The organism is Kerstersia gyiorum (assembly GCF_048595715.1).
GTDB classification, from domain to species: Bacteria; Pseudomonadota; Gammaproteobacteria; order Burkholderiales; family Burkholderiaceae_B; genus Kerstersia; species Kerstersia gyiorum.
On record NZ_CP169556.1, the window covers coordinates 171,572 to 194,265 of the forward strand.

Here is a 22,694-nt window from a genome sequence, read left to right on the forward strand (position 1 = left end):
TCTCAGGAACGATAGTCTGCATTGATGGAAACGTAATCGTGCGAGAAGTCGCAGGTATAGACGGTGTCGCTGACCTGGCCGCGGGCCAGGGCGATGCGCACGACGATCTCAGCCTGTTGCATGACGCGCTGGCCGTCAGCTTCCTGGTATTCAGGATTGCGGCCGCCGTCGCGAGCAACGAGAACGTCGTCCAGCCACAGACGCAGCTTGCTGACGTCGAGATCTTCGACGCCGGCATAGCCGATGGCGGCCAGGATGCGGCCAAGGTTGGGGTCCGAGGCGTAGAACGCAGTCTTGACCAGCGGCGATTGGGCCACCGAATAGGCGATTTTCAGCGCTTCTTCGGTGCTGGCCGCTTCTTCCACCCGGATCGTCATGAACTTGGTGGCGCCTTCGGCATCGCGCACGATCTTCTGTGCCAGGTCGCGTGCAGCATCGGTCAGGGCTGCGCGCAGGGCCGGATAGGCAGGATGGCTGGCGTCGTCGATCTGCACGCCGCTCTTGCCGGTGGCGATGACGATGAAAGAGTCGTTGGTGGAGGTGTCACCATCGACGGTAATACGATTGAATGACTGGTTGGCCAGTGCCAGCGCTAGCTCGCGCAGCAGGGCGGGGGCGATGCCGGCGTCGGTGGCAAGGTAGCCCAGCATGGTCGCCATATTGGGGCGGATCATGCCGGCGCCCTTGCTGATACCGGTGATGGTGACGGTTTTGTCGTCGAGCGTCAGCTGGCGTGAATGGATTTTCGGCTGCGTGTCGGTCGTCATGATGCTGTGCGCCGCTTCGAACCAGTGCGCCGGCGCAAGGTCGGCGATAGCGGCCGGCAGCGCGGCGACGAGGCGATCCACAGGCAGCGGCTCGAGGATCACGCCGGTGGAAAACGGCAGGACCTGTTCGCGGCGGATGCCCAGCAGGCCGGCCAGCGCGTCGCAGGTTTGTTCGGTATGCGCCAGGCCGCTGGCGCCGGTGCCTGCATTGGCGTTGCCCGTGTTGATCACCAGCGCTGCGATCTCCGTGCCGCTGGCCAGATGGCGCTCACAGACCTGTACCGGCGCCGCGCGGAAGCGGTTGCGCGTGAATACGCCGGCGACGCTGCTGCCCGGGGCCAGGCGGAAGACTGTCAGGTCGCGCTTGCCGCTGCCTGCCTGCTTGATGCCGGCGGAGGCGATGCCGATTTCAACGCCGGCGACGGGATGGATCTGGTCTGCGGGAGGAATCTGGAGATTGACAGCCATTTGACTTGCCTTGAAAGGGGAAACAGCGCCGGAAGCGGCGTATGGGAGAGTGCCATTATGGCAAATCCGGAGCGCCGTTGGCGGTCATGCGGGACAAAGTCGCGCCCCGGCCCCGCGCTGTGCGGTCAGCGCGACTAAATATCAGGATTTCCGTCGAAGCGTCATCCCACGGTTGGGGGATGTGGGGCTGCCGGCTTTCTTCTTATAAACCGTAAAAAAATGCAAGGGAATGTCAACGGGTCGGGCGGCTCCCCCCTGGGGAAGTGCCTGGGTTGCGGGCTGAACGGTGAAGAAGGGGAAGATCATGATTCTGCAACGGGGAGCCTGCCTGATGGTGGCAGGACTGCTGGCGGGCTGTGCGGCGACGCACGATAGCAAAGTGGGCGAAAGCGCGAACGATCTGGCCGCCGGGTTGCTGGATTCCGCCATCCTGCGGGTTGAAACGCAGATGCAGGGGGAAGCGGCGGAAGACTTGTTGCTGAACCTGGAGAAAGGCGAGCTGCTGCGAGTGGCCGCTCGCTACGACGAAAGCCAGCAGGCACTGGAAACGGCGGATGCCACGGTGCGCGTCTGGGAAGACCAGGTGCGTGGCGCCCTGGCCGCCGTGGGAACGCAGATCGGCGCAACGCTGTTCGGCGACGGCATGCGGGACTATGAGGGCCAGGACTACGAGAAGGTCATGCTGACCACGCGCATGGCCATGAACCGCCTGAACATGGGCGACCTGGAAAATGCCCGGGTGGACATCCGCCGCACTCACGAGCGCGAGGCGTTGATCGCCGAAGCGCGCTCGCGCGCCAATGCCGAGGCCGAAGAAGAGGCTCAGGAGCAGGGGGTGGAAGTCGAGCAGAAGGACATCAGCGGCTATCCGGTGGAAATATTCGACGATCCTGCCGTCATCGGGCTGAAGAATGGCTACCAGAATGCGCTCAGCCATTATCTGGCGGGGTTTGTCTATGAAACGATGAATGAACCCAGCCTGGCGGCGGCCGGCTATCGCCAGGCCATCGAGCTGCGCCCCGACGAAACGGCGCTGCAGGCTGGGCTGGAAGGACTGGCGGAACGGCAGCAACGCCTGGCTTCGGGCAAGGAAACCGATGTCCTGTTCGTGATTGAAACCGGGCTGGCGCCCGCCCGCCGGTCACAATCCATCGTGTTGCCGGTACCCACCCACAATGGCCTGCTGACGCTGGCGACGGCATTCCCCGTGATCCAGCCCAATCCTCATGCGCTGGACCTGCGGCAGATTTCGATTGCCGGCCAGACTGTGCCCGTGGCCCAGGCCACGGATCTCAATGCGATGGCGCGCCGAGCGTTGCGCGACGAACTGCCCGGCATGCTGACGCGCTCGTCGATCCGGCTGGTGACCAAAGCGGTGCTGCAAAACGAAATCAATCAGCAGGCCGGGCCGCTGGCCGGCTTGTTTGCTGCACTGGTATCGGCGGCCATCGAGCCGGAGGCGGATGATCGCATGTGGCGCATGTTGCCCGAGCGGGTCTACCTGGCACGCGCATTTGTGCCGCATGGCCAGCACGAATTGCAGTTGTCCGAAGACGGCCATGCCGTCAGGACGCTGGATGTGCGGGGGCGGCGCATGGTCGTGCCGGTACGGATGCTCAGTGCGGTCACGTATTTCGGCGAGCCGGCCTATCTGGATGGCGTGGCAGCCGCTGATACTGCGCCGGAGCGGAAGGCTGGCAGGGCGTCATCCCGGCGCGTGCCGGTTTCGGTGGCACAGGAAGCGCAATAGGCGTTTCCGGGTGAGTCATTTTTTTTCAGGAAAGCATCATGAATCACAAAGCCAATCTGCGCCTGGCCGTCACGGGCCTGGCGGCAATGCTGCTGGCCGCCTGCGCGCAACAAGGCCGCAGCGTATCGCGACCAGAACTCCCGGCGCCGGCTGCGCAGGCAGCGGCCCTGCTGCCGGAATACGCCGCATCGGCAGGAATTGCCAGCAAGCTGGTCGTGCCGCAGTCCATGTTGGATCTACGGGTGGTGGACCTGCGCGCGCAGCGGGTCAACGACATGCTGACCGTGCAGGCCGAGATTGCCAATGGCAGCAGCAGTCCCCGCCGGTTGTTCTACCGCTTTCTCTGGCTGAATGCCGACGGCCTGCAGAGCGGGCGCGACGAGCCCTGGAAGGAACTGCCGTTCCTGGGCCGACAGAACCATTTCGTGAAAGGCATGGCGGCGCGTCCGGATGCCGTGGATTTCCGGCTCGAACTGCGTGCCGATAAGTGAGAACGCCGCGCGCGCCCAGCCGGGAGATGCCGGCCGGAGGTGCGGCTCGTTGCGTGGCGCTGCGGTATGCCGTGCCACGATGGATTTTCCTGGGAGTTCCCATCATGTTGTCTCTTGATTACCTGCCGCGAGCAGCCCGCAGCCTGGCCTTGGCTGGCGCCTTGGGGCTGGCCGGCTGCCAGTCCTCCCTGCCGCTTGTGAGCGGTTCGGGCGATGTCGTTTATGGCGATCCGTCCGCGGTCGAAAACGTAACCAATGAATTCGGCTCCACCGATTTGCAGCGCCTGGCGGAAAGCATGACGGCTTCCCTGCTGCAAAGCCCGGCGCTGGCTGGCCGCCCCACGGTGTCGCTGGACCCGGTGTTGAACAAGACCAGCGAATATATCGACACCGGCACGATCATGCTGCGCATCCAGACGGCGCTGGTCAATAGCGGCAAGGTGCGCTTTGTTGCCAGCCATGCGGAAATGGATACGGCCGTGCGCGAGCTGCAGCGCCAGAACCAGAGCGGCCTCTACAAGGCCAAGGGCCGGGCGCGCACGGGGCAGATGGAAGGGGCGCAGTTCCGCATAGAAGGCGAAATCTCGTCCATCGTCAAGCGTTCCTCCAGCATAAAGGATGTGTACTACGTCATGACGCTCAAGCTTTTCGATGCGGAGTCGGGCGTGATCGAGTGGCAGGACCAGGCGGAGCTGCGCAAATCCTCGCGCCGTTAAGGCGGTTGTGAGGATTGGATCAAGGACGGAACCATGAAAGAACAGCCATTGCTGAACCGGGCGCGTTGCGCCGTGCTGGCCCTGCTGTGCCTGGCGGCACCGGCGGCGCAGGCCGCCGGGCCCAGGGTCGCCGTGACGGACCTGGGTTATGAGGTGCAGGTGTCGGAATACTTCCGCAACGTGTCGGCGTCGCAGCAGTTCAGCCAGCACGGCAGGCAGGCCAGCGGCAGCAGCAGCTTCACGCTGGAAGAGGGAACCAAAACCTATATCGTGCCGGGTGAGCTGCGCAATTTCACGGCCGACATCAAGGGGGCGCTGGTACGTGGCGGCAAAGTCAGGGTTGTGCAGGGCCGGCCCCATACGGGCAAGGCGAGCGAGAACGTCCACGACATCATTGCCCGTATCCGGGTAGGTGCCTTTCCGGGCGCGGATTACGTGCTGTTCGGCACGGTCAGTGACATTCAGTTCAGCGAAGGGGAAATGGGTTTCGATGCTGGATCGCGAGCTTATACCCTGCAACTGGATCTGGTCGCGGATTTCAGTCTGATCAACACGCGCAACTATGAAATCGTGGCGGCCTTCAGTGCAGCCGGCAGCGGGCTGGACAGCAAGATACTGAGCCGCGCCGGAGACCGGGCTAGCCTGAACCGCGCCAAAGTGGTGCGGGAAACCTCGCAGAGCCTGGCTGAAGAGGTCTATGAACAGTTGATCGGCCAGTTTACCCAGGCCGGTGCCGCGATCACCTTCGAGGCGCCGCTGCCGCCTGCGCGGCCTGTTGCGCCCGCGGCTCCCGAAGCGCCCCGCAGCGGGGTGACTGTCTATTGACGTTTGCGGTGCGCCGGCCCGCACGTCTGCGCAGGGAAGCGGAAGCCCAAGGGGGGCTGCCGCTGCAGAGCAACAAGTGCAATGATCTCAAGAATCACAGAATTTTCATTTTTTCAAACAATTGAAATAAAATGAAACTTATTTGGTGATAATGCGCAGCGGCGGGATGCCTGATATGGCGCTCAGGGAGGGGAACGTCCATGGCTCGTGATCCATTGCAGGTGGCGCTGGATATCGCGCCGCTGTTCTATGAGGGGGTGCTGGATTCGAACCATTGGTACATCGCCCTCGATTCACTCTGCCGGGAACTGGAGGCGATGAACTTCCACCAGGTGACGCTGGGTCCGGCGCATGAAGACCCGATCCTGGAATCCATGGCATCGGAAACCGTGCCAGGCGACAAGCTCGAGGAATACGAGCAGCAGTACATGGGGCGCGATGAACGCGTCGCTCTGCTGGATCGTATGGTGGAAGGCGAGGTGGTGTTCGACCACCATCATTTCGATCAGCGCCATATGTCGCGCTCGGCAGTCTATGACTTCCTGCGTGGTGTCGGGACGCGCTATTCGATGTGCATGGTGATGCGGCAGACCGCTGGCACGAACGCCTATCTGGCCATGCTGCGCCCAGTCGATCACCGGCCTTACGGCGAGCGTGAGGAAGCCGTCATGCGGCTGCTGGCGCCGGAAATCCTGCGCGCGACCCGCTTGCGCGACCATACCCGCGAACTGGCGCGCCGCGCCGCGCTGGGAACCGCCGCCATGGAGCACATGCCGTTCGGCATCGTCATCGTTGACGCCGGGCGGCGTATCCAGTACCTGAATGCCCGGGCGGCCAGCCATGTGCGGGAAGCGGTATGGTGTGCCGGCTATAGCCGCTTTGCGCTCAGGCAGCAGGCATTGCAGCTGCAGCTGGAGCAGGCCGTTGCGCGTGCCTGTTCGGCTTCCAGGCGTGCGGCGGTTGTCCGTTGGGGCAGTGGGGCGGATACGGTTGTGTTGCGCATCCTGCCCTTGCCGGCGGTAGCGGTGGCATCCGTGGCTGGCCGCAGCCAGTCGCCGCTGGCGCTGATTGCCATGGCGATGCCTTATGCCGGGCTGTCGTTTTCGTGCGGGGAACTGGGAGCAGTATTGGGCATCACCACTGCCGAGGCAGAACTGGCCAGTGTGCTGGCTGGGGGCGATACCATCAAGGCATTCGCCATGGCCCGGGGATGCACTCTGAACACGGCCCGCAGCCACCTGAAAAGCCTGCTGGCGAAGACCGGCTGCAAGCGCCAGCTCGACCTGGTCAGGCTCATTCACGCGGTGGGGCAGGGCTGATGCTGCCGCAGCCAGTGGCAGGGGCGGGTACCGGCGCCTGCTGCGCGCTTAGGTACCCCACCCGGTATCAGCGCTTCAGACTTGCAAATGCCAGGTCGGCTGCTGCCAGCGTGGCTTCGATGACTTCGTCCGTATGGGTGGCGGAAACGAAGCCGGCCTCGAAGGCGGAAGGCGCCAGATGTACGCCGTGGTCCAGCATGGCGTGGAAGAAGTGCTTGAAGTGTTCGATATTGCATTCCTGCACTTCGGCAAAGCTCGTGGGTGGCGTTGCGCGGAAATACAGGCCTATCATGCCGCCGACGCTGTCGCTGGAAAAGGCGATGCCGTGGCGTTGCGCGGCGGCCTCCAGGCCGGCGCACAGCCTGGCCGAGCGCGCAGCCAGGTCTTCATAGAAGCCCGGCGTGCCCAGCAGGCGCAGGGTTGCCAGGCCGGCAGCCACGGCCACCGGATTGCCTGACAGCGTGCCGGCCTGGTACACCGCGCCCAGCGGCGCGATATTGGCCATGATGTCGGCCCGGCCGCCGAATGCGCCGACCGGCATGCCGCCGCCGATGATCTTGGCCAGCGTGGTGATGTCGGGGATGACGCCGGTCAGGCCTTGCGCGCCTTGCGGGCCAACCCGGAAGCCCGTCATGACTTCGTCGAACACCAGCAGGGCGCCGTGGCGGGTGCACAGCGTGCGCAGGGTTTCCAGGAAGCCGGGGGCGGGCCGCACCAGGTTCATGTTGCCGGCGAAGGGTTCGACAATGACGCAGGCGATGTCGTCGCCCATGCTGGCGAAGGCCGCTTCGGCAGCGGCGTTGTCGTTGTAGTCCAGCACCAGCGTGTGCTGCACGAATTCGGGCGGTACACCCGAGGAAGTCGGGTTATTGAAGGTCAGCATGCCCGAGCCAGCCTTCACCAGCAGGCTGTCGGCATGGCCGTGATAGCAGCCTTCGAACTTGATGATCTTGTTGCGGCCAGTGGCGCCGCGCGCCAGGCGGATGGCGCTCATGGTGGCTTCGGTGCCGGAACTGACCAGGCGCACCTGTTCCATGGAAGGCAGGCGTGCGATCAGCGCTTCGGCGATCTCGATTTCCGCTTCGGTGGGGGCGCCGAAGGACAGGCCGTTGAGGGCCGCCGCGCGCACCGCCTCGATGACTTCCGGATGGGCATGGCCCAGGATGGCAGGGCCCCAGGAGCCCACGTAGTCGATATATTGCTTGCCATCCGCATCCCAGATGTACGGGCCCTGGGCGCGTGCGATGAAACGGGGCGTGCCGCCTACCGAACGGAATGCGCGCACGGGCGAATTCACGCCGCCGGGAATGCTGCGGCAGGCGCGTTGGAACAGGGTGTCATTGCGGGAGGTGGCTTTCATGATGGCGGTACGGGTATCCGTAGGGTTGATCAGGCGAACGCCTGCGCGCAGGCGCTGGCGGCGGCTTCGATGTCATCTGCCTGGAAAATGCCCTGGATGATGGCCAGGGCGTCGGCGCCGGCCTGCACGACAGGCGCGGCATTGGCAGCATGGATGCCGCCGATGGCGACCATGGCCGGACGCGGAGCAGGCAGCTCGTCGAGCAGCTTGCGGGCCTGCATGAGCAGTTCCAGCGGCGCACGTGCCGCTTGCGGCTTGGTCGGGGAGGGATAGACGGCACCGAAGGCAATATAGTCGGCGCCCTGCGCCAGCAGCGCACGGGCGCGCGCCAGGTCTGCATAGCAGGACACGCCGATGATGCGTCCCTGGCCGAGCGCGGCCCGGGCGGCCTGCAGGTCGCCGTCGTCACGTCCGAGGTGCACGCCGTCGGCGTCCAGATCTTGCGCCATGCGCCAGTCGTCGTTGACGATGAAGACCAGGCCCAGCTCGCGGCATTGCCGCGCAATGGCTTGCCCCTGGGCCAGCAAGGCCTCAGGGCTGGCGCTTTGCTTGCGGCGCCATTGCAGGCTGCGCAGCCCGCCACGGGCGGCAGCAGCGATGGCTGCCAGCAGGCCGGCAGTGTCGTCGGTGTCGGGGGTGATGCCGTAGAGGCCGCGCGGAAAGCGCAGGCCGTCGTAATCAGGAACGGACGTCATGCCTGTTGTTCTCCAGGTAGGCGCCAGGCCAGGCGGCGGCCCATGCCGGGGCGGAAGCTCTGCTGCAGGCAGCTTTGCACATAGGTGATGGCCTGGCCCACGGCTTCGTCGGGCGCCAGTCCGCGCGCCAGCATGGCGGCCACGGCGGTGGCGACGAGATCGGCGGTGTCGGACAGACGTTCCTGGCTGGCATGCCAGTTCCATTGGCGCAGCAGGCCTTCCGGCCCGCTCAATTGGGTGCAGCGGGTATCGCTGCGCAGCGGCGTGCCCAGCGTCAGCGACCATTCCGCGCCGGCTTCTCGCAGTACGTCGCTGGTTTCCACAGGCTCGCTCAGCAGGCCGTCTGCCAGCCATTGCGTCACGCGCATGTGTTCGGACACGACGATATCGGTCTGCGGCAGCAGCAACTCGACGATGGCTGCCATGACATCTTCGGCCAGGTCCTGGGCATCGAGGTCGCCGGCATCGCCGGGCGTGTCCAGGTGCAGCACCAGCGGCAGGTGGTTGTAGTCGGCGGCGATCTGCGCGATGACGCTGACGGCCTCCGGCGTATGCAGGCTGCCGACCTTTATGGCGCTGATGGCCATGTCTTCGAGCAGGCAGCGCGCCTGCTCGTCGATGAATTCATGGGAGATGGCGACGACATCTTCCTGATGCGCCGAATCCTGGACGGTATTGGCGGTCAGTACGCCCAGGCCATGGCACTGCAGCGCAGCGCTGGTGATGGCATCGGCGGGCAGCGAAGTGGCGCCGCTGGGGTCGAAGGGGCCGAAGATCAGAAGGGGAGGGAGCACAGAGGCGGACACTGCGGGCGAGGGGAAATAGTGGAACCTGGCAGGCGCTGTGGTGAAGCGCTGGCGACAGGAATCCTGCCAGCCGAGGTTGTGTTTGGTTAATATGGCCCCATTGTAGGTGAAACAGGCGCGCGCGGGCAGTCATGCTGCGCGTGCTGTGCGGCAGGGCGTTTGCGCCCTGCCCGGCCCGGGAAACGGGGCGGTTTTTTAATGGGGCGCATGCCTCCCAGGCCGAGGGTTAGCGCTGCCCGCCTGGATTGACAGGAAACTCTGAAACGATGCGTACTTGGATGTGTTTGATTTGCGGCTGGGTCTATGATGAAGCGGCCGGTTTGCCCGAAGAGGGTATTGCGCCGGGGACCCGCTGGGAAGACGTTCCCCCGAACTGGGTCTGTCCCGAGTGCGGGGCCCGCAAGGACGATTTCGAATTGATGGAAATTTGAGATCGTGAATACGTTCTGAGCCCTGCCTGCCGGGATGACAGGCTGAGTAATGTGTGTGTGGAGTGTGCCATGACGAAAGCCGCGGAAAGCCAGGACCTGCCCCATGCCGATCTGTCCAATCAGTTCCTGCTGGCCATGCCCGGAGGGGTAGAAGGCAGCCTGGCGGGAACCGTCATCTATGTTTGCGAGCATACCCCGCGCGGCGCGCTGGGGCTGGTAATCAACCGTCCGACCGACCTCACGCTGGGTGCTCTGTTCGAGCGTATAGATTTGAAGCTGGAAATTGAACCCGAGAAAGACAATCCTGTCTTCTTTGGCGGTCCGGTGCAAACGGACCGGGGTTTCGTGCTGCATGCCCCCATCGGCGAGTACTCGTCGAGCATCAAGCTGGGAGAGATGGCGCTGACGACTTCCCGCGACGTGCTGCAGGCCGTGGCCAACGGCGAAGGTCCGCGCCGCCTGTTGGTGACGCTGGGCTACGCGGGATGGGGCGCCGGCCAGTTGGAGAGCGAAATGGCGTCCAATGCCTGGTTGTCGGTCTATGCCAGTCCGGACATCATTTTCGATGTCGAACCCGCGCAGCGTTATGACGCCGCCCTCAAGCAGCTGGGGATAGACCCGGTGATGCTTTCCGGAGAAGCCGGGCATGCCTGATGCAGAAAACGCCGGCCAGCCCGGCGCCCTGAGGGCACCGGGTGCGGCGGCTGGCGTCAGTGTCGCCGGCGCGGCCGGTGGCGCCTGGGCGGTGGCGGGCGAAGCCACCCTGCTTGCTTTTGATTTCGGCCTGCGCAAACTGGGCGTCGGGCTGGGCAATACCATCACCGGCAGCGCAACGCCGCTGGAAATCATCCGCTCGCAGACCCGCGACGAGCGCTTCCAGCGCATCGCCACGCTGATTGAGGAATGGCGTCCTGCCAGCCTGATCGTCGGCCTGTCGCTGGATGAAAACGGTGCCGAGCAGCATGCTTCGCTGCAGGGGCGCCGTTTTGCCAATCAGTTGCATGGCCGCTTCGGCTTGCCTGTGATACTGGTCGATGAACGCGGTTCCAGCATGGAAGCGCAACGTCGTTTGGGCACCAATGCCGACGACGATGCCGTTGCAGCGGCTATTATTCTGGAACGCTACCTGGATTTGCTTTCGCGCGCTGTGGCCACTTCCTGTAACACAGCGTCCGTGCCGGGCTCCCGCACGGCTTCCTAATATCCTAAAATCCGCATCATGGCTTCTGATACACCTGTTCATTCGCCCGGCGATCTGCCGGATGCCGAAACACTTTACGCGCGCCTGCTCGCAGGGGTGAAGCAAGAGTTTTCCAAGACCCCGCCGGACAAAACCTGGCTGGTCGGCATCCATTCAGGAGGCGCCTGGTTGGCAGAACGCCTGCAGCGCGACCTGGGCCTGGAAGGCAACGTCGCCACGCTGAACGTCAGTTTCTATCGCGACGATTTCCACCGCATCGGCCTGCATGGCAATAGTCAGGCACAGCCTTCTTCCATCAACTTCCCCGTGGCGGGTGCCCACGTCATCCTCGTCGATGACGTGCTGTATACCGGCCGCACCATCCGGGCTGCCATGAACGAACTGTTCGATTACGGCCGGCCCGACAGCATCCGACTGGCGGTGCTGCTGGATCGCGGCGGCCGTGAACTGCCGGTCGCGGCCTGCGTGGTGGCGGCGGATATTCCTCTGCCCCCGGAAAGCGCATTTGTTCTGTCCCGTCTCGATAACGGGAATTTTTCCCTGGCCCTGGAAAAGGATTCCGTACATGAATAACCCGCAGCTCAACCGCCATGGCGAGCTGACCCACTTGTTGACGACCGAAGGCCTGCCGCGCGACATCCTGACGCATATTCTGGATACCGCTGCGAACTTTGTGCCCCTGGCCAACCGCGAGGTCAAAAAAGTGCCGCTGCTGCGCGGCAAAAGCGTCTTCAACCTGTTCTTCGAAAACTCGACCCGTACCCGGACGACCTTCGATATCGCCGCCAAGCGGCTGTCGGCGGATGTGTTCACGCTGAACGTGCAGTCGTCGTCGACGGCCAAGGGCGAATCGCTGCTCGACACGATCGCCAACCTGTCCGCCATGCAGGCCGACCTGTTCGTTGTGCGCCACGAGGCCAGCGGCGCGCCGTTCCTGATTGCCCAGCATGTTGCACCGCACGTGCACGTGGTCAATGCCGGTGACGGCCGCCACGCGCACCCGACGCAGGCCCTGCTGGACATGTATACCATCCGGCATTTCAAGAAGGACTTCTCCAACCTGTGCGTGGCCATTGTTGGCGATGTGCTGCATTCGCGCGTGGCGCGTTCGGACATCCATGCGCTGACCACGCTGGGTGCTGCCGAGGTGCGCGTTGTCGGTCCGCTGACGCTGCTGCCTGGCGGTCTGGAACAGATGGGCGTGCGTGTCTTCACCGATATCAACGAAGGCCTCAAGGACGTCGATGTCGTGATCGTGCTGCGTTTGCAGAACGAGCGTATGCGCGGCGCGCTCCTGCCGTCCGCCCATGAGTATTTCAAGCAGTATGGCCTGACTCGCGAGAAACTGGCGCGTGCCAAGCCCGATGCCATCGTCATGCATCCCGGGCCCATGAACCGTGGCGTGGAAATCGACTCTGCCGTGGCCGATGGCGACCAGGCGGTCATTCTCAATCAGGTGACGTTCGGTATCGCGGTACGCATGGCCGCCATGAGCATCGTAGCGGGAGCACAGGCATGAATCTGCAGGTAAAGGGAGGCCGGCTGATCGACCCGGCCAGTGGACTGGACCGTGTGGCGGACCTGTTCGTCGCCAGTGGCCGGGTGGTGGGCGTGGGCGAAGCGCCCGCGGGCTTCGTGGCCGACCGTGTGGTCGATGCCCAGGGCCTGGCCGTGCTGCCGGGCCTGATCGACCTGTCGGTGCGCCTGCGCGAACCGGGGTTCGAGTACCGCGCAACGTTGGAATCGGAAATGCGGGCCGCCCTGGCTGGTGGCGTGACCAGCGTGGTGCAGCCGCCAGATACCGACCCGACGCTCGACGAGCCCGGCCTTGTGGAAATGCTCAAGCACAAGGCGCGTCAGCTCAACCATGTGCGCCTGTACCCGCTGGGCGCCATCACCGTGGGTCTCCAGGGTGAACGCCTGACGGAAATGGCGGAACTTACCGAAGCGGGCTGCGTGGCCTTTTCCCAGGCCAACGTGCCGCTGACGGATACCAGCGTGATGCTGCGCGCCATGCAATATGCGCGTACCTACGATTACGTGCTGTGGGTGCGCCCGCAGGATTACTGGTTGTCGCGCGGCGGCGTGGCCGCCAGCGGCGCCTATGCGTCGCGCCTGGGTCTGTCGGGCATTCCCGTTCAGGCGGAAACCATCGCGCTGCAGACGCTGTTCGACCTGCAGCGCGTGACCGGCGCCCGCCTGCACCTGTGCCGCCTGTCAAGTGCCGCCGGCCTGGAACTGGTGCGAGCAGCCAAGCAGGAAGGTCTGCCCCTGACTTGCGACGTGTCCGTCAATCACGTGCACCTGACCGACGTCGACATCGGTTTCTTCGATGCCAATTATCGCCTGGACCCGCCGCTGCGCGGCCAGCGCGACCGCGAGGCGATCCGGGCCGCCCTGCTGGACGGCACCATCGACGCCATTTGCTCCGACCACACGCCGGTGGATGACGACAACAAGCTGTTGCCCTTCGCCGACGCCGAACCGGGCGCTACCGGCCTTGAGCTGTTGCTCAGCCTGACGGTCAAGTGGGCAGATGAAACCGGGGTGCCGCTGGCCCAGGCGCTGGCCCAGGTGACCTCGCAACCCGCGCGTGTGCTGACGACCGGCGCGCCGGACCTGCCGCCGTGCGGCCGCCTTGAGCTGGGGGCGCTGGCCGATTTCGCGCTGGTGGACCTGGATGCACGTTGGGTGGTGAGCCGCGATACCCTGCTGAGCCAGAGCTGGCACACGCCTTTCACCGGGCTTGAACTGCCGGGCCGGGTACGTTCTACCTGGGTCGGTGGCCGGCAGGTCTGGGAAGCGGCTTCGTGAGATTGCTGCGTTTCACGTTGCGCGCCATGCTGTTGGTGCCCTGGTTGCTGGGCGGGTTGCTGACCTTGGCGTTGCTTTACTACCCCGTCTTCAAGGTGGGGCGGGGTGAAACCATCGTCCGGGGTTGGTCGCGCGTACTGCTGCGCTGGTGCTGCGGCGTGCGCTGCGAAGTCTCCGGGCAGCCCATCATGGAAGGTTCGGTGCTGTGGACGTCCAACCACGTATCGTGGGTGGACATCTTTGTGATCAACAGCGTGCGAGCGTCTATTTTCGTTGCCAAGAAGGAAGTGCGCGACTGGCCCTTGATCGGCTGGCTGGCGGCAGGTGTTGGCACCTTGTTCCTGGATCGCGCCTATCGGCAGGCCGTGCGTGAAATCGGGCAGGCAGTCGAAATCCACTTCCGCCGTGGCCGTTCGGTCGGGCTGTTTCCGGAAGGTACCACGACGGACGGCATGCGCTTGCTGCCGTTCCGTTCCGGCCTGTTCGCGCCGGCAGTCGACGCTGGTGTGCCGGTGCAACCGGTGGCGCTGGTCTTCATGCAGGACGGCCGGCGCAGCAGCCGCGCCGCCTTTACCGGCGATCAGTCATTGATGGCCAATATCTGGTGCATCCTGAGCACGCCTGGTCTTCTGGTCAAACTGTATTTCCTGCCGGTGCTGGAAATGCCTGAAGGTGCGGATCAGACGGTGCGGCGTTCGCAGGTGGCCCGCATGGCGGAACAGGCAGTCCGCAACGTGGTGGAAATCTGACAGGCCGCAGGTTGCCTGGCGCGGCTGCGGTTTGTCGCAGCAAGCGCCGGCGCGGGGCCGGAGACGGCCACCGCAGCCCCTGTCACCGTTGTTCTTGCCATGGACCCGGCGCCTAGAACAGCTCCGGGTCCTGGTATTGCTGGCAGGTGATCTGCAGGATCTTGCGGTCGCGCAGGCGCATGGCGGTCAGATGCCCGCCCCAGACGCAGCCGGTATCCAGGCAGATGACATCGGGGCGTACCAGCAAGCCCAGCGTCGACCAATGGCCGAAAACCACGACGACATTGCGCGTGGCGCGCCCGGGGATGTCATACCAGGGCATCAGGGCCGGGGGATGCTGGCCAGGGACCGCCTTGGCGGCGAAATCCATCTGGCCCTTGGCGGTGCCCAGGCGCATGCGCGTCAGCGCGTTGATGATCACGCGCATGCGTTTGCCGCCGGTGAGGTCATCCTTCCACTCGGCAGGCTCGTTGCCATACATTTTCTGCAGGCCCTTGCGCCAGTTCGGGCCGCGCAGCACGGCCTCGACTTCGGCTGCCAGGGCCAGCGTCTTGGCGCAATCCCATTTCGGCAACACGCCAGCATGCACCATCAGGTGGCCGTTCTCGAAATGGGCCAGCGGCCGGTTGCGCAGCCAGTCCAGCAATTCCTCGGCATCCGGCGCCTGCAGGATTTCACTGATGGTGTCGTTCTTGCCGGGCTTGCGCACGTCGGCGGCCACGGCCAGCAGGTGCAGGTCGTGATTGCCGAGCACGCAGGTGGCGCGTTCGCCCATGTCGCGGATGCGGCGCAGGGTTTGCAGGGATTGGGGACCACGGTTGACGAGATCGCCGGCGAACCATAAACGGCTGTCCGGCGCGCCGGCGATCTCAGGCAAGGCAAGGAGTTGTTCCAGAGGAACGCAGCAGCCTTGCACGTCACCGATCATCCAGATATCGGGACGGTTCATAGCGGGTGTTTTCTCCAGGGGTTGCGGTGTGTCGCCATGCGGGCGAGGAAATGGCGGTTTTCCATGATGAGCAGGGCTCCCAGCGCAACCAGCAGCGCGGCGGCGTTGGGCAGGATGGCTGTGCTCCATGGCGGCAGGCGTCCCAGCATGCCGATATTCAGCGCCAGCTGGTTCAGCATGAAAAAGCCCACGCCCAGCAGGATGCCGATGAACACTTTGGCGCCGACGCCGCCGCGCCGGGTCTGCATGAAGCTGATGGGCGCGGCGATGGTCATCATGACCAGCAGGGTGAAGGGGTAGATCAGCTTGCGCCACAGCGCGACGATTTGCCGATCTGCCTGCAGGTGATTGCTGTGCAGATAGGAAATGTAGTCCCAAAGCGTCAGCATGGACATGCGCTCGGGGGTCAGCACGCGCGCCAGCAGGCGTTCGGGCGTCAGCGTAGTCTGCATGGACAGTTGCGCTTCCTTGTCGATGGTGACCAGTGGCTGGCTGCCGGGACGGGTTTGCGAGAACGCGGTGGCTGCGTCCAGGTCGACGCGATGGTGGCTGATGTTGTTGAGGTGCAGTTCGTTGCTGTTGAAATTGCCGTTCTCGGCCATGGCCAGCCCGCTCAGGCGGTTGTCCGGCGCGAAGGTGTAGAGTGTGATGTCGCGGATGCCGCCGTTGGCTTCGAGCTTGCCGACATTGATGATGCGCATGCCGCCTTCGGGCGTGGGCTCCTTGAACCAATACCCGCTGTGCATGGCGCCGCCGCCCGGCTTGCCGCGCAGCAGGAGGTTGGCTTCGCTGCCGTGCAGTTCGGCCGCCGGGGTAATGACTTCGGACAGCAGCAGGGCGCCGGCCATCCAGGGCAACGTCACGATCCAGAGCATGCCCAGCAGCCTGGCGCCGCTGACGCCGGACACTCGCAGGATTACCAGTTCATTGCGTTGCGCCAGGCCAGCAAGCGCCAGGATGGCGCCGATCAGCAGGCCGATGGGCAGAATATCGTAGAGCCGCGTGGGCAGTTGCAACGCCTGCAGGTAGAGCAGCCCGGGCAGGGTGTAGCTGCCGCCCAGGTTGTCCAGTTCCTCGATCAGGGAGAAAAACGTGAACAGCCCGAGCAGTGCGAGCAGCACTACCGCGCAGGAGCGGTAGATTTCGCGGGCCAGATAACGGCGTGCGGTGCGCATGCGGCGGAAACCTTGACTGGATGAGAGAAAAACCTGTTATTTTGGCGCGTTTCGATAGATTTTGCAGGATGCGGGCCCGAATGGCACATTCTGGTGGTGGCAGGATGTCAGGGAATGTGAACCTGTCTCATGCGGGCCAGCAGCGTCGCAGTCTGCTTATTGAGGAACGCGGTGTTGCGGTGCTTGTCGTAATAGCGCGGGTTGGGCAGCATGGCAGCCAGCCGCGCTGCTTGCGCGGCACTGAGTTGCTGCGCCGACACCCCATAATAATGCCGTGCCGCAGCCTCGGCCCCGAAAATCCCTACTCCCCACTCGGCCAGATTGAGATACAGCTCCAGGATGCGGCGCTTGTCCATGCTGTGTTCGATCATGTAGGCCAGCACCAGTTCCTGTGCCTTGCGCAGATAGCTGCGCGACCCAGACAGGAACAGGTTTTTTGCCAATTGCTGGGTAATGGTGGAACCGCCACGGATGCGGCTGGATTGCTGGTTGTGCTCCCAGGCGCTGCGGATTGCATCCCATTCTATGCCGTCGTGCTCAGTAAAACGCGAGTCCTCGGCTGCGATGACGGCGCGTTTCAGGTTGTTGCTGATGTGGTCGTAAGGAACCCAGCGGTAGTCGAGCCTGGCGTCGGGGTCGGTGTCCTGCAGGCGGGTCAGTTCATGGCGCATGATGGCGCTGCTGCCGGGGTCCTGGCGGGCGTACCAGGCGACCTGCGCCAGCAGCCACAGCTGTGAGAGCAACAGCAGGATGAGCAGCGCCATGACGATGGCACCCAGCCGCTTGGGCCAGGTCCAGCGGAATCCTGGTCGGATGCGGTCGGCGGTGCTGTCCTGCATGGCCCTGGGCGCCTCAGGCGGCGGTGGCAAGCTGCTGCCGCAGCGCGGAAAGCACGGGTGCGGTATCCGGCGCCAGGCCGTGCCAGATCTCGAAGCTGGCGGCCGCCTGGCCCACCAGCATGCCCAATCCGTCGCTGGCGCGGCTGGCGCCGTCATCCAGCGCCTGTTGCATGAACGGAGTGGGGCGGGCCGAATACACCATGTCGTAGGCCACAGCAGCCGGGGCGTAGAGCCCGGCGGGCAGGTCCAGGGCGGCATCTCCCAGGCTGCTGGAGGTGGCGTTGATGACCAGGTCCCAGCCGCCGGGGCGGCTGGCACCATCCAGGCCGTCGGCTTCCAGGCGGCCGGCCTGGGGCAGGGTGCGCACCAGGGGGTTGGCGATCATTTCCTGTGCGCGCAGCGCATTGCGGTTGACGATACGCAGGCTGGCGCAGTCGGCGGCCAGCAGAGCCTGCAGGACACCGCGCGCCGCACCACCAGCACCAATGATCAATACATGGGCGTCGCGCAGCGGCGCGCCCTGCTGCTGCAGGTCCTGCACCAGGCCGATGCCGTCGGTATTGCAGCCGTGCATGATGCCGTCCTGCTGCCAGAGCGTGTTGACGGCACCAGCCACGCGAGCGCGCGCGCTGAGCGCGTGGGACGCCAGGGCATAGGCGTCCAGCTTGAAGGGGGCCGTGACATTCATGCCCCTTGCGCCAGCGGCGAAGAAGGGCAGCACCACATCATTGAAGCCGCCGATGGGGGCCAGCAGCCGGGAGTACTCCAGCGGCAGGTCGAACTGGTGTGCGAAGGCCTGGTGAATGTCGGGAGACAGACTGTGGCTGATCGGGTTGCCGATGACGGCACAGATGATGGGTTTCGTGTCGCTCATGGTTGCAAAAAGAAGTCGCGGCTCGCCTCTCCGGACGGGCCGGAGAGGAATTCATGGCGCCCCGAAACGGGTTCGTGGCGTCGGTGGTTCAGGGCAAGTGTATCTCGCCGGACGCGCCGTTTACTCGTTTTCGGCGATGACGCCCAGGTAGCGGCAGTCCAGTGTCAGCGCGAGTTCGTCACAGCCCATCAATTCCAGCCTGACCGGCGTGCCGCGTTCCAGCTCCGGCATGCCGGCCACGCGGGTGACAAAGGGGGCGCAGGCGAAGCGCACGAGATCCTCGCGCAGGACGTGCGCCGTCACTTCCTTCAGGCCCTGCTGCTGGAACCAGCGCAGGCACCAGTAGCGCTCCATGGCATCCTGGTGGTCGTGCCAGGTTGCGTATTGCGCCTCGAAGGCGCCGATGATCGCGAACAGGTCGGCGTCGCGTGGCTTGAAGGGCGCCACCAGCGGCGCCGAGATGCCATGTTGGGCAGCGGCGATCAGTTGCCACTGGTTGACCAGATCGACATAACGCCGTAGCGGCGACGTGCACCAGGCGTATTGCGGCACGCCGATGGCCTCGTGCGGCAGGGCGTGAGTGCTCATGCGGGTACGGCCCGCCTGCTGCGAGCGATAGATGCCAGGCAGACCGGTGCGGGCCAGCAATTCGCCCCAGAGCGTATTGGCCAGGATCATGTATTCGGCCACCAGCCGGTCCAGCGGGGCATTGCGGCGGCGCGGCTCGATGCGAACGGTGGCGTCGGGGTCGTCCGGGTTGCCATCCAGATAGAAGCTGTATTCGACCCGGTTATTGTTTTCCGGCTTGCCGCGCACTTCATCACGCCGGGCGGACAGGGCCAGCGCCAATTGCCAGAGCGGCTGCATCCAGTCGAGATGCGGGTGGGCATCGGCGGGGCCGGCCAGGGCTTCCTCGCTGTAGATGGCATCCATCTGGTTGTGGCGCAGGTTTTCGCGCACCTGCACACGCTCCAGGCGAGTTTCAGTGTGGCGTATTTCGCCGGTGGCAGGATAGGCTTCCACATACAGCGACAGCGCGGGCACGGGTTTGCCGGCATCCAACGAGAAGCGGCTGATCAGCACCTCGGGCTGCATGGGAATTTTTTCCCCAGGCGTATAAACCGTGGACAGCCGGGTGCGCGCATGTTTGTCCAGTTCGCTGTCGCGGGTGACAGCGAGGCCCGGTACGGCCACGTGGACACCTACGCGCAGCCAGCCATCATCCAGACGCTGCACCGACAGCGCATCGTCGATTTCAGTGGTGGTGATGTCGTCGATGGAATAGGCTTGGGCGTCGGCCAGCGGCAGGTCCGCGCCCAGGTCAGGCACCGTGATGTCGCCAAAGCCGGTGCCGCGCGGAAAGTTCGCGGCCAGGAAGCGGGCCTTGTGCAGCGCCAGCGGGCTGGGCCAGGCGCCCAGGTCCAGCAGCAGGCGCTCGGGGCTTTTCTGCAGTTGCTGGCAGGCGGCGTCCATGGCCTTCCAGGCCATGCTGTTCTTGTCGGGGCGGATCAGCAGCATTTCGGCGGCTTCGGCAATGGGGGCAGGCAGGCGGCCTGCCGTCATTTCATCGACCCATTGCTGCTGCTGTTCGGCCTGCAGGCGCTTTTTCTCCTGGGCTGCCTTGGCGGCCGCAAGAATGTCTGCCGGCGCGGCGCGGTAGCGTCCTTTGCCACGGCGGTGGAAATAGATGGGGGCGCTGTGCAGGCGCAGGATCAGGGCAGCTTTTTCCAGCGCGGAAGGGGCATGGCCGTAGTAATCGGCCGCAAACTCGGCAGCCTCGAAATCTTCCTGGCTGCTGCATTCCCAAAGGAAATCGAGGTCGATGTCTTCGGCCTGGGCCTGGGCTTGCGTCAGGAAATTGGAAGCGTCCTTGGTATCAAAGGTAAAGAGCGCACTGGTGCGCTTGATTTTGCTGCGCTTGCCGCTTTCCGACTCCACTTGCAGGCTGGCGTCGGTTTCAGCAAGGATATGGCCGATCTTGAAACCGCCGTCTTCTTCGTAGAACAGATACATCTTGTCGCGTATTCCTGGGGGAGTTGGCCCGGGCCTGGCAGGCCCGGGGTATGGCTGTGTGGAAAAGAAAGGGAATGGCGGAGTGCGGCCGGCAGTGACCGGCAGGGCGCCTGCGAATGCTGGCTGCCGGCTTTTCTACCTCGGTTTTACCTGCTTTTGCGGGCGCTTTCCAGCGCATTCAGCAGGCGGCCGTGTATGCCACCGAAACCGCCATTGCTCATGATCAGGATATGGTCTCCAGGGCGAGCTTCTGCCGTCAGGGCCTGAACCAGCGCATCGAGGTCGCTCCAGCAGCGGGCGCGCTCGCCCAGGGGAGCAAGCACTACCGACGGGTCCCACTGCACGCTTTGCGTGCCCTGGCGTTCGCCAAAGCAGTGGACCCTGTCTGCATCAGCCAGTGAGCCGGGCAGGCGGTCGGCCATGGTGCCGAGCTTCATGGTGTTGGAGCGCGGTTCCAGCACGGCGATGATGCGCGCCGGGCCGACCTGGCGGCGCAGCCCGGCCAGCGTCGTGGCGATAGCCGTGGGGTGGTGGGCAAAGTCGTCATAAACCGTGATGCCGTCCACCTGGCCTCGGACTTCCATGCGGCGTTTCACGCCCTGGAATGTGTTCAGGGCGGCAATGGCTGTTGCCGGTGCGATGCCTGCATGGTGCGCGGCGGCAATGGCCGCCAGCGCATTGGCGCGGTTGTGAGCGCCTGACAAGTGCCAGGTGACGGTGCCTTGGTGCTCGCCATGCAGAGCGACATCGAAGCGGTTGTCGGCCAGATCCCGGGCCTGCCAATCGCCATCGGCGCCGAACGTCTGGCATTCCGACCAGCATCCGCGCGCCAGCACGCGATCCAGCGCTTCGTTGTGGCTTTCGCGGATGATGCGGCCATGGCCGGGCACGGTACGGATCAGGTGATGGAACTGGGTTTCGATGGCCGCGAGATCGGGGAAGATGTCGGCGTGATCGAATTCCAGGTTGTTCAGCACTGCAGTGCGGGGACGGTAATGGACGAACTTGGAACGCTTGTCGAAGAAGGCGGTGTCATATTCATCGGCTTCAATGACGAAGTGGCGGCTGGCGGGCTGCCAGCGCGCGGAAACGCCGAAATCGGGCGCAACGCCGCCGATCAGGAAATTGGGCGCCAGGCCGGCCTGTTCCAGTATCCAGGCCAGCATGGCCGTGGTAGTGGTCTTGCCGTGCGTGCCGGCGATGGCCAGCACGTGTTGCCGGTGCGGCGTCAGGATGTGCTCGTTGAGCCATTGCGGGCCGGAGATATAGGGCAGCCCCTGGTCGAGGATGGCTTCCATCAGCGGGTTGCCGCGCTTGACGACATTGCCGATGATGTACAGGTCTGCGCCCAGGGAAGCCTGCGAGGCGTCAAAGCCTTCGAGCAGTTCGATACCCTGTTCTTCGAGCTGGGTGCTCATGGGGGGATAGACGTTCGCGTCGCACCCGGTGACGCGATGGCCGGCAGCGCGGGCGATCAGGGCCAGACCGCCCATGAACGTGCCGCAGATGCCCAGAATGTGCAGATGCATGGAAACCTCCGTACTGCATTGTAATGGGGGAAATGCGGTGCAAGAGGGGGGCTGGGCATGTCGGTGAACCATTGTTTTCAATGGACAACGGCGTTTTTTTGACGTAAAAAGCGGTCTATCGTTACTTTTGCCGACATAATGGCGCATTGCGAATGGGTTCCCCAGATGCTGGCATTGTTTACCGCCAGCCTGCGCGGGCCGTTTTTTTCTGGCTGGCCGGCGCTCGCGCACAGGCTGGCAGCCGGTACCAGATCTCGCCCGGAACGGCTAGGCCGTGGCCGTGCCTGGACTCGTCCGTGAGACATGCGGCGTCTTCGCCGTCCTATGTGTCCACTTGGTCTGCCCGTCCATGAGATCTCCCCGTTTCCAGCTTCCAGCACGTTCGTTCCACCCTGGCATCGCAGACCGGGCATAGCACCGTCTCGCATTGCTGAAAAATACACTTTGGGAAAAGGCAGTTATGGATCTCCGAAAACTGAAAACCTTGATTGACCTGGTTGCCGAGTCCGGCATCGCCGAACTCGAAATTACCGAAGGCGAAGGCAAGGTCCGCATCGTCAAGTTCGTGCCGCAGGCCGCTGTCGCGCCGGCGCCCGTCTATGTGGAAACCGCCGTGGCTGCCCAGGCCGCCGCACCGGCAGCGCCTGCGGCCTCTGCGGCCCCGGCTGCGCCCGCCGCGCCGCAAGGCCACGTCGTCAAGGCTCCCATGGTCGGCACGTTCTACCGCGCCTCCAGTCCTGGCGCCACGCCCTTCATCGAAGTTGGCCAGAGCGTCAAGGAAGGCGAAGTGCTGTGCATCATCGAAGCAATGAAGCTGCTCAATGAAATCGAGGCCGACAAGGCTGGCGTTGTCACCGAGATCCTGGTGGAAAACGGCGCACCCGTGGAATACGGCCAACCCCTGTTCGTCATCGGCTGATAGC

Annotated in this window: 23 protein-coding genes; 13 read left to right on the forward strand and 10 right to left on the reverse strand. The window is 64.3% G+C overall.

Annotated elements, in window-relative coordinates; all coding sequences use genetic code 11:
* Positions 1-2: 2 nt before the first annotated feature.
* Positions 3-1,235: a bifunctional glutamate N-acetyltransferase/amino-acid acetyltransferase ArgJ gene (argJ, locus tag ACEW7X_RS00685; RefSeq protein ID WP_253596174.1), complete on the reverse strand. Its 1,233-nt coding sequence runs from the start codon at positions 1,233-1,235 to the stop codon at positions 3-5.
* A gap of 304 nt (positions 1,236-1,539) precedes the next feature.
* On the opposite strand from argJ, the gene ACEW7X_RS00690 reads away from it, so the two are divergent.
* The 5 genes from ACEW7X_RS00690 (at position 1,540) to ACEW7X_RS00710 (ending at position 6,336) form a co-directional block, all read left to right on the forward strand.
* On the forward strand, positions 1,540-2,985 hold the full coding sequence (locus tag ACEW7X_RS00690) for a COG3014 family protein (RefSeq protein ID WP_130486280.1): 1,446 nt from the start codon (positions 1,540-1,542) through the stop codon (positions 2,983-2,985).
* A 38-nt stretch (positions 2,986-3,023) separates the two neighbouring features.
* Positions 3,024-3,476, forward strand: a complete 453-nt coding sequence (locus tag ACEW7X_RS00695; RefSeq protein WP_130486279.1) for a YcfL family protein — start codon at positions 3,024-3,026, stop codon at positions 3,474-3,476.
* 104 nt (positions 3,477-3,580) lie between these two features.
* Positions 3,581-4,192, forward strand: a complete 612-nt coding sequence (gene lpoB, locus ACEW7X_RS00700; protein ID WP_130486278.1) for a penicillin-binding protein activator LpoB — start codon at positions 3,581-3,583, stop codon at positions 4,190-4,192.
* 33 nt (positions 4,193-4,225) lie between these two features.
* A complete protein-coding gene (locus tag ACEW7X_RS00705; protein ID WP_068372791.1) occupies positions 4,226-5,017 on the forward strand; it encodes a hypothetical protein in 792 nt (263 codons plus the stop codon).
* Positions 5,018-5,217: 200 nt separating this feature from the next.
* A complete protein-coding gene (locus tag ACEW7X_RS00710; protein WP_127772941.1) occupies positions 5,218-6,336 on the forward strand; it encodes a helix-turn-helix transcriptional regulator in 1,119 nt (372 codons plus the stop codon).
* 67 nt (positions 6,337-6,403) lie between these two features.
* Here ACEW7X_RS00710 and hemL read toward each other — a convergent pair whose 3' ends face one another.
* The 3 genes from hemL to thiD are packed head-to-tail and all read right to left on the reverse strand — an operon-like array spanning position 6,404 to position 9,185.
* The gene (hemL, locus tag ACEW7X_RS00715; protein ID WP_420177493.1) at positions 6,404-7,696 is read right to left on the reverse strand and encodes a glutamate-1-semialdehyde 2,1-aminomutase; all 1,293 of its coding nucleotides are present in this window, start codon (positions 7,694-7,696) and stop codon (positions 6,404-6,406) included.
* 29 nt (positions 7,697-7,725) lie between these two features.
* Complete coding sequence (gene thiE, locus ACEW7X_RS00720; protein ID WP_068372782.1) at positions 7,726-8,391, reverse strand: thiamine phosphate synthase; 666 nt, start codon at positions 8,389-8,391, stop codon at positions 7,726-7,728.
* Positions 8,388-9,185, reverse strand: a complete 798-nt coding sequence (thiD, locus tag ACEW7X_RS00725; protein ID WP_238591410.1) for a bifunctional hydroxymethylpyrimidine kinase/phosphomethylpyrimidine kinase — start codon at positions 9,183-9,185, stop codon at positions 8,388-8,390. The genes thiE and thiD overlap by 4 nt, the downstream gene beginning before the upstream one ends.
* A gap of 278 nt (positions 9,186-9,463) precedes the next feature.
* Between thiD and ACEW7X_RS00730 the strand changes: the two genes are divergently transcribed.
* The 7 genes from ACEW7X_RS00730 (at position 9,464) to ACEW7X_RS00760 (ending at position 14,392) form a co-directional block, all read left to right on the forward strand.
* Positions 9,464-9,628 carry a rubredoxin gene (locus ACEW7X_RS00730; protein WP_068372778.1) on the forward strand — a complete coding sequence of 55 codons (165 nt, stop codon included), beginning with the start codon at positions 9,464-9,466 and terminating at the stop codon, positions 9,626-9,628.
* Positions 9,629-9,697: 69 nt separating this feature from the next.
* Positions 9,698-10,282, forward strand: a complete 585-nt coding sequence (locus ACEW7X_RS00735; RefSeq protein WP_068372775.1) for a YqgE/AlgH family protein — start codon at positions 9,698-9,700, stop codon at positions 10,280-10,282.
* A gap of 91 nt (positions 10,283-10,373) precedes the next feature.
* Positions 10,374-10,829 (forward strand): Holliday junction resolvase RuvX, encoded by a 456-nt coding sequence (gene ruvX / locus ACEW7X_RS00740; protein ID WP_068372984.1) that lies wholly within the window; start codon positions 10,374-10,376, stop codon positions 10,827-10,829.
* Positions 10,830-10,847: 18 nt separating this feature from the next.
* The gene (gene pyrR / locus ACEW7X_RS00745) at positions 10,848-11,402 is read left to right on the forward strand and encodes a bifunctional pyr operon transcriptional regulator/uracil phosphoribosyltransferase PyrR (RefSeq protein WP_068372773.1); all 555 of its coding nucleotides are present in this window, start codon (positions 10,848-10,850) and stop codon (positions 11,400-11,402) included.
* Positions 11,395-12,348: an aspartate carbamoyltransferase catalytic subunit gene (locus ACEW7X_RS00750; RefSeq protein ID WP_068372769.1), complete on the forward strand. Its 954-nt coding sequence runs from the start codon at positions 11,395-11,397 to the stop codon at positions 12,346-12,348. The genes pyrR and ACEW7X_RS00750 overlap by 8 nt, the downstream gene beginning before the upstream one ends.
* A complete protein-coding gene (locus tag ACEW7X_RS00755) occupies positions 12,345-13,643 on the forward strand; it encodes a dihydroorotase (protein WP_068372759.1) in 1,299 nt (432 codons plus the stop codon). The genes ACEW7X_RS00750 and ACEW7X_RS00755 overlap by 4 nt, the downstream gene beginning before the upstream one ends.
* Positions 13,640-14,392 (forward strand): lysophospholipid acyltransferase family protein, encoded by a 753-nt coding sequence (locus tag ACEW7X_RS00760; protein ID WP_420177494.1) that lies wholly within the window; start codon positions 13,640-13,642, stop codon positions 14,390-14,392. The genes ACEW7X_RS00755 and ACEW7X_RS00760 overlap by 4 nt, the downstream gene beginning before the upstream one ends.
* 112 nt (positions 14,393-14,504) lie before the next feature.
* Here the strand turns inward: ACEW7X_RS00760 and ACEW7X_RS00765 are convergent, their stop codons facing one another.
* From ACEW7X_RS00765 to mpl, 6 genes are all read right to left on the reverse strand, one after another.
* A complete protein-coding gene (locus ACEW7X_RS00765) occupies positions 14,505-15,341 on the reverse strand; it encodes a symmetrical bis(5'-nucleosyl)-tetraphosphatase (RefSeq protein WP_068372753.1) in 837 nt (278 codons plus the stop codon).
* Positions 15,338-16,516: an LPS export ABC transporter permease LptG gene (gene lptG, locus ACEW7X_RS00770; RefSeq protein WP_068372748.1), complete on the reverse strand. Its 1,179-nt coding sequence runs from the start codon at positions 16,514-16,516 to the stop codon at positions 15,338-15,340. Before lptG ends, ACEW7X_RS00765 begins: the two co-directional genes overlap by 4 nt.
* Positions 16,517-16,623: 107 nt before the next feature.
* The gene (mtgA, locus tag ACEW7X_RS00775; RefSeq protein ID WP_127772945.1) at positions 16,624-17,355 is read right to left on the reverse strand and encodes a monofunctional biosynthetic peptidoglycan transglycosylase; all 732 of its coding nucleotides are present in this window, start codon (positions 17,353-17,355) and stop codon (positions 16,624-16,626) included.
* 13 nt (positions 17,356-17,368) lie between these two features.
* A complete protein-coding gene (gene aroE / locus ACEW7X_RS00780) occupies positions 17,369-18,229 on the reverse strand; it encodes a shikimate dehydrogenase (protein ID WP_068372745.1) in 861 nt (286 codons plus the stop codon).
* A gap of 120 nt (positions 18,230-18,349) precedes the next feature.
* A complete protein-coding gene (locus ACEW7X_RS00785; RefSeq protein WP_339138526.1) occupies positions 18,350-20,242 on the reverse strand; it encodes a ribonuclease catalytic domain-containing protein in 1,893 nt (630 codons plus the stop codon).
* Between the two features lie 146 nt (positions 20,243-20,388).
* The gene (gene mpl, locus ACEW7X_RS00790; RefSeq protein ID WP_420177495.1) at positions 20,389-21,771 is read right to left on the reverse strand and encodes a UDP-N-acetylmuramate:L-alanyl-gamma-D-glutamyl-meso-diaminopimelate ligase; all 1,383 of its coding nucleotides are present in this window, start codon (positions 21,769-21,771) and stop codon (positions 20,389-20,391) included.
* Between the two features lie 460 nt (positions 21,772-22,231).
* Here mpl and accB point away from each other — a divergent pair, with 460 nt between their 5' ends.
* A complete protein-coding gene (accB, locus tag ACEW7X_RS00795) occupies positions 22,232-22,690 on the forward strand; it encodes an acetyl-CoA carboxylase biotin carboxyl carrier protein (RefSeq protein ID WP_068372736.1) in 459 nt (152 codons plus the stop codon).
* Positions 22,691-22,694 lie beyond the last annotated feature (4 nt).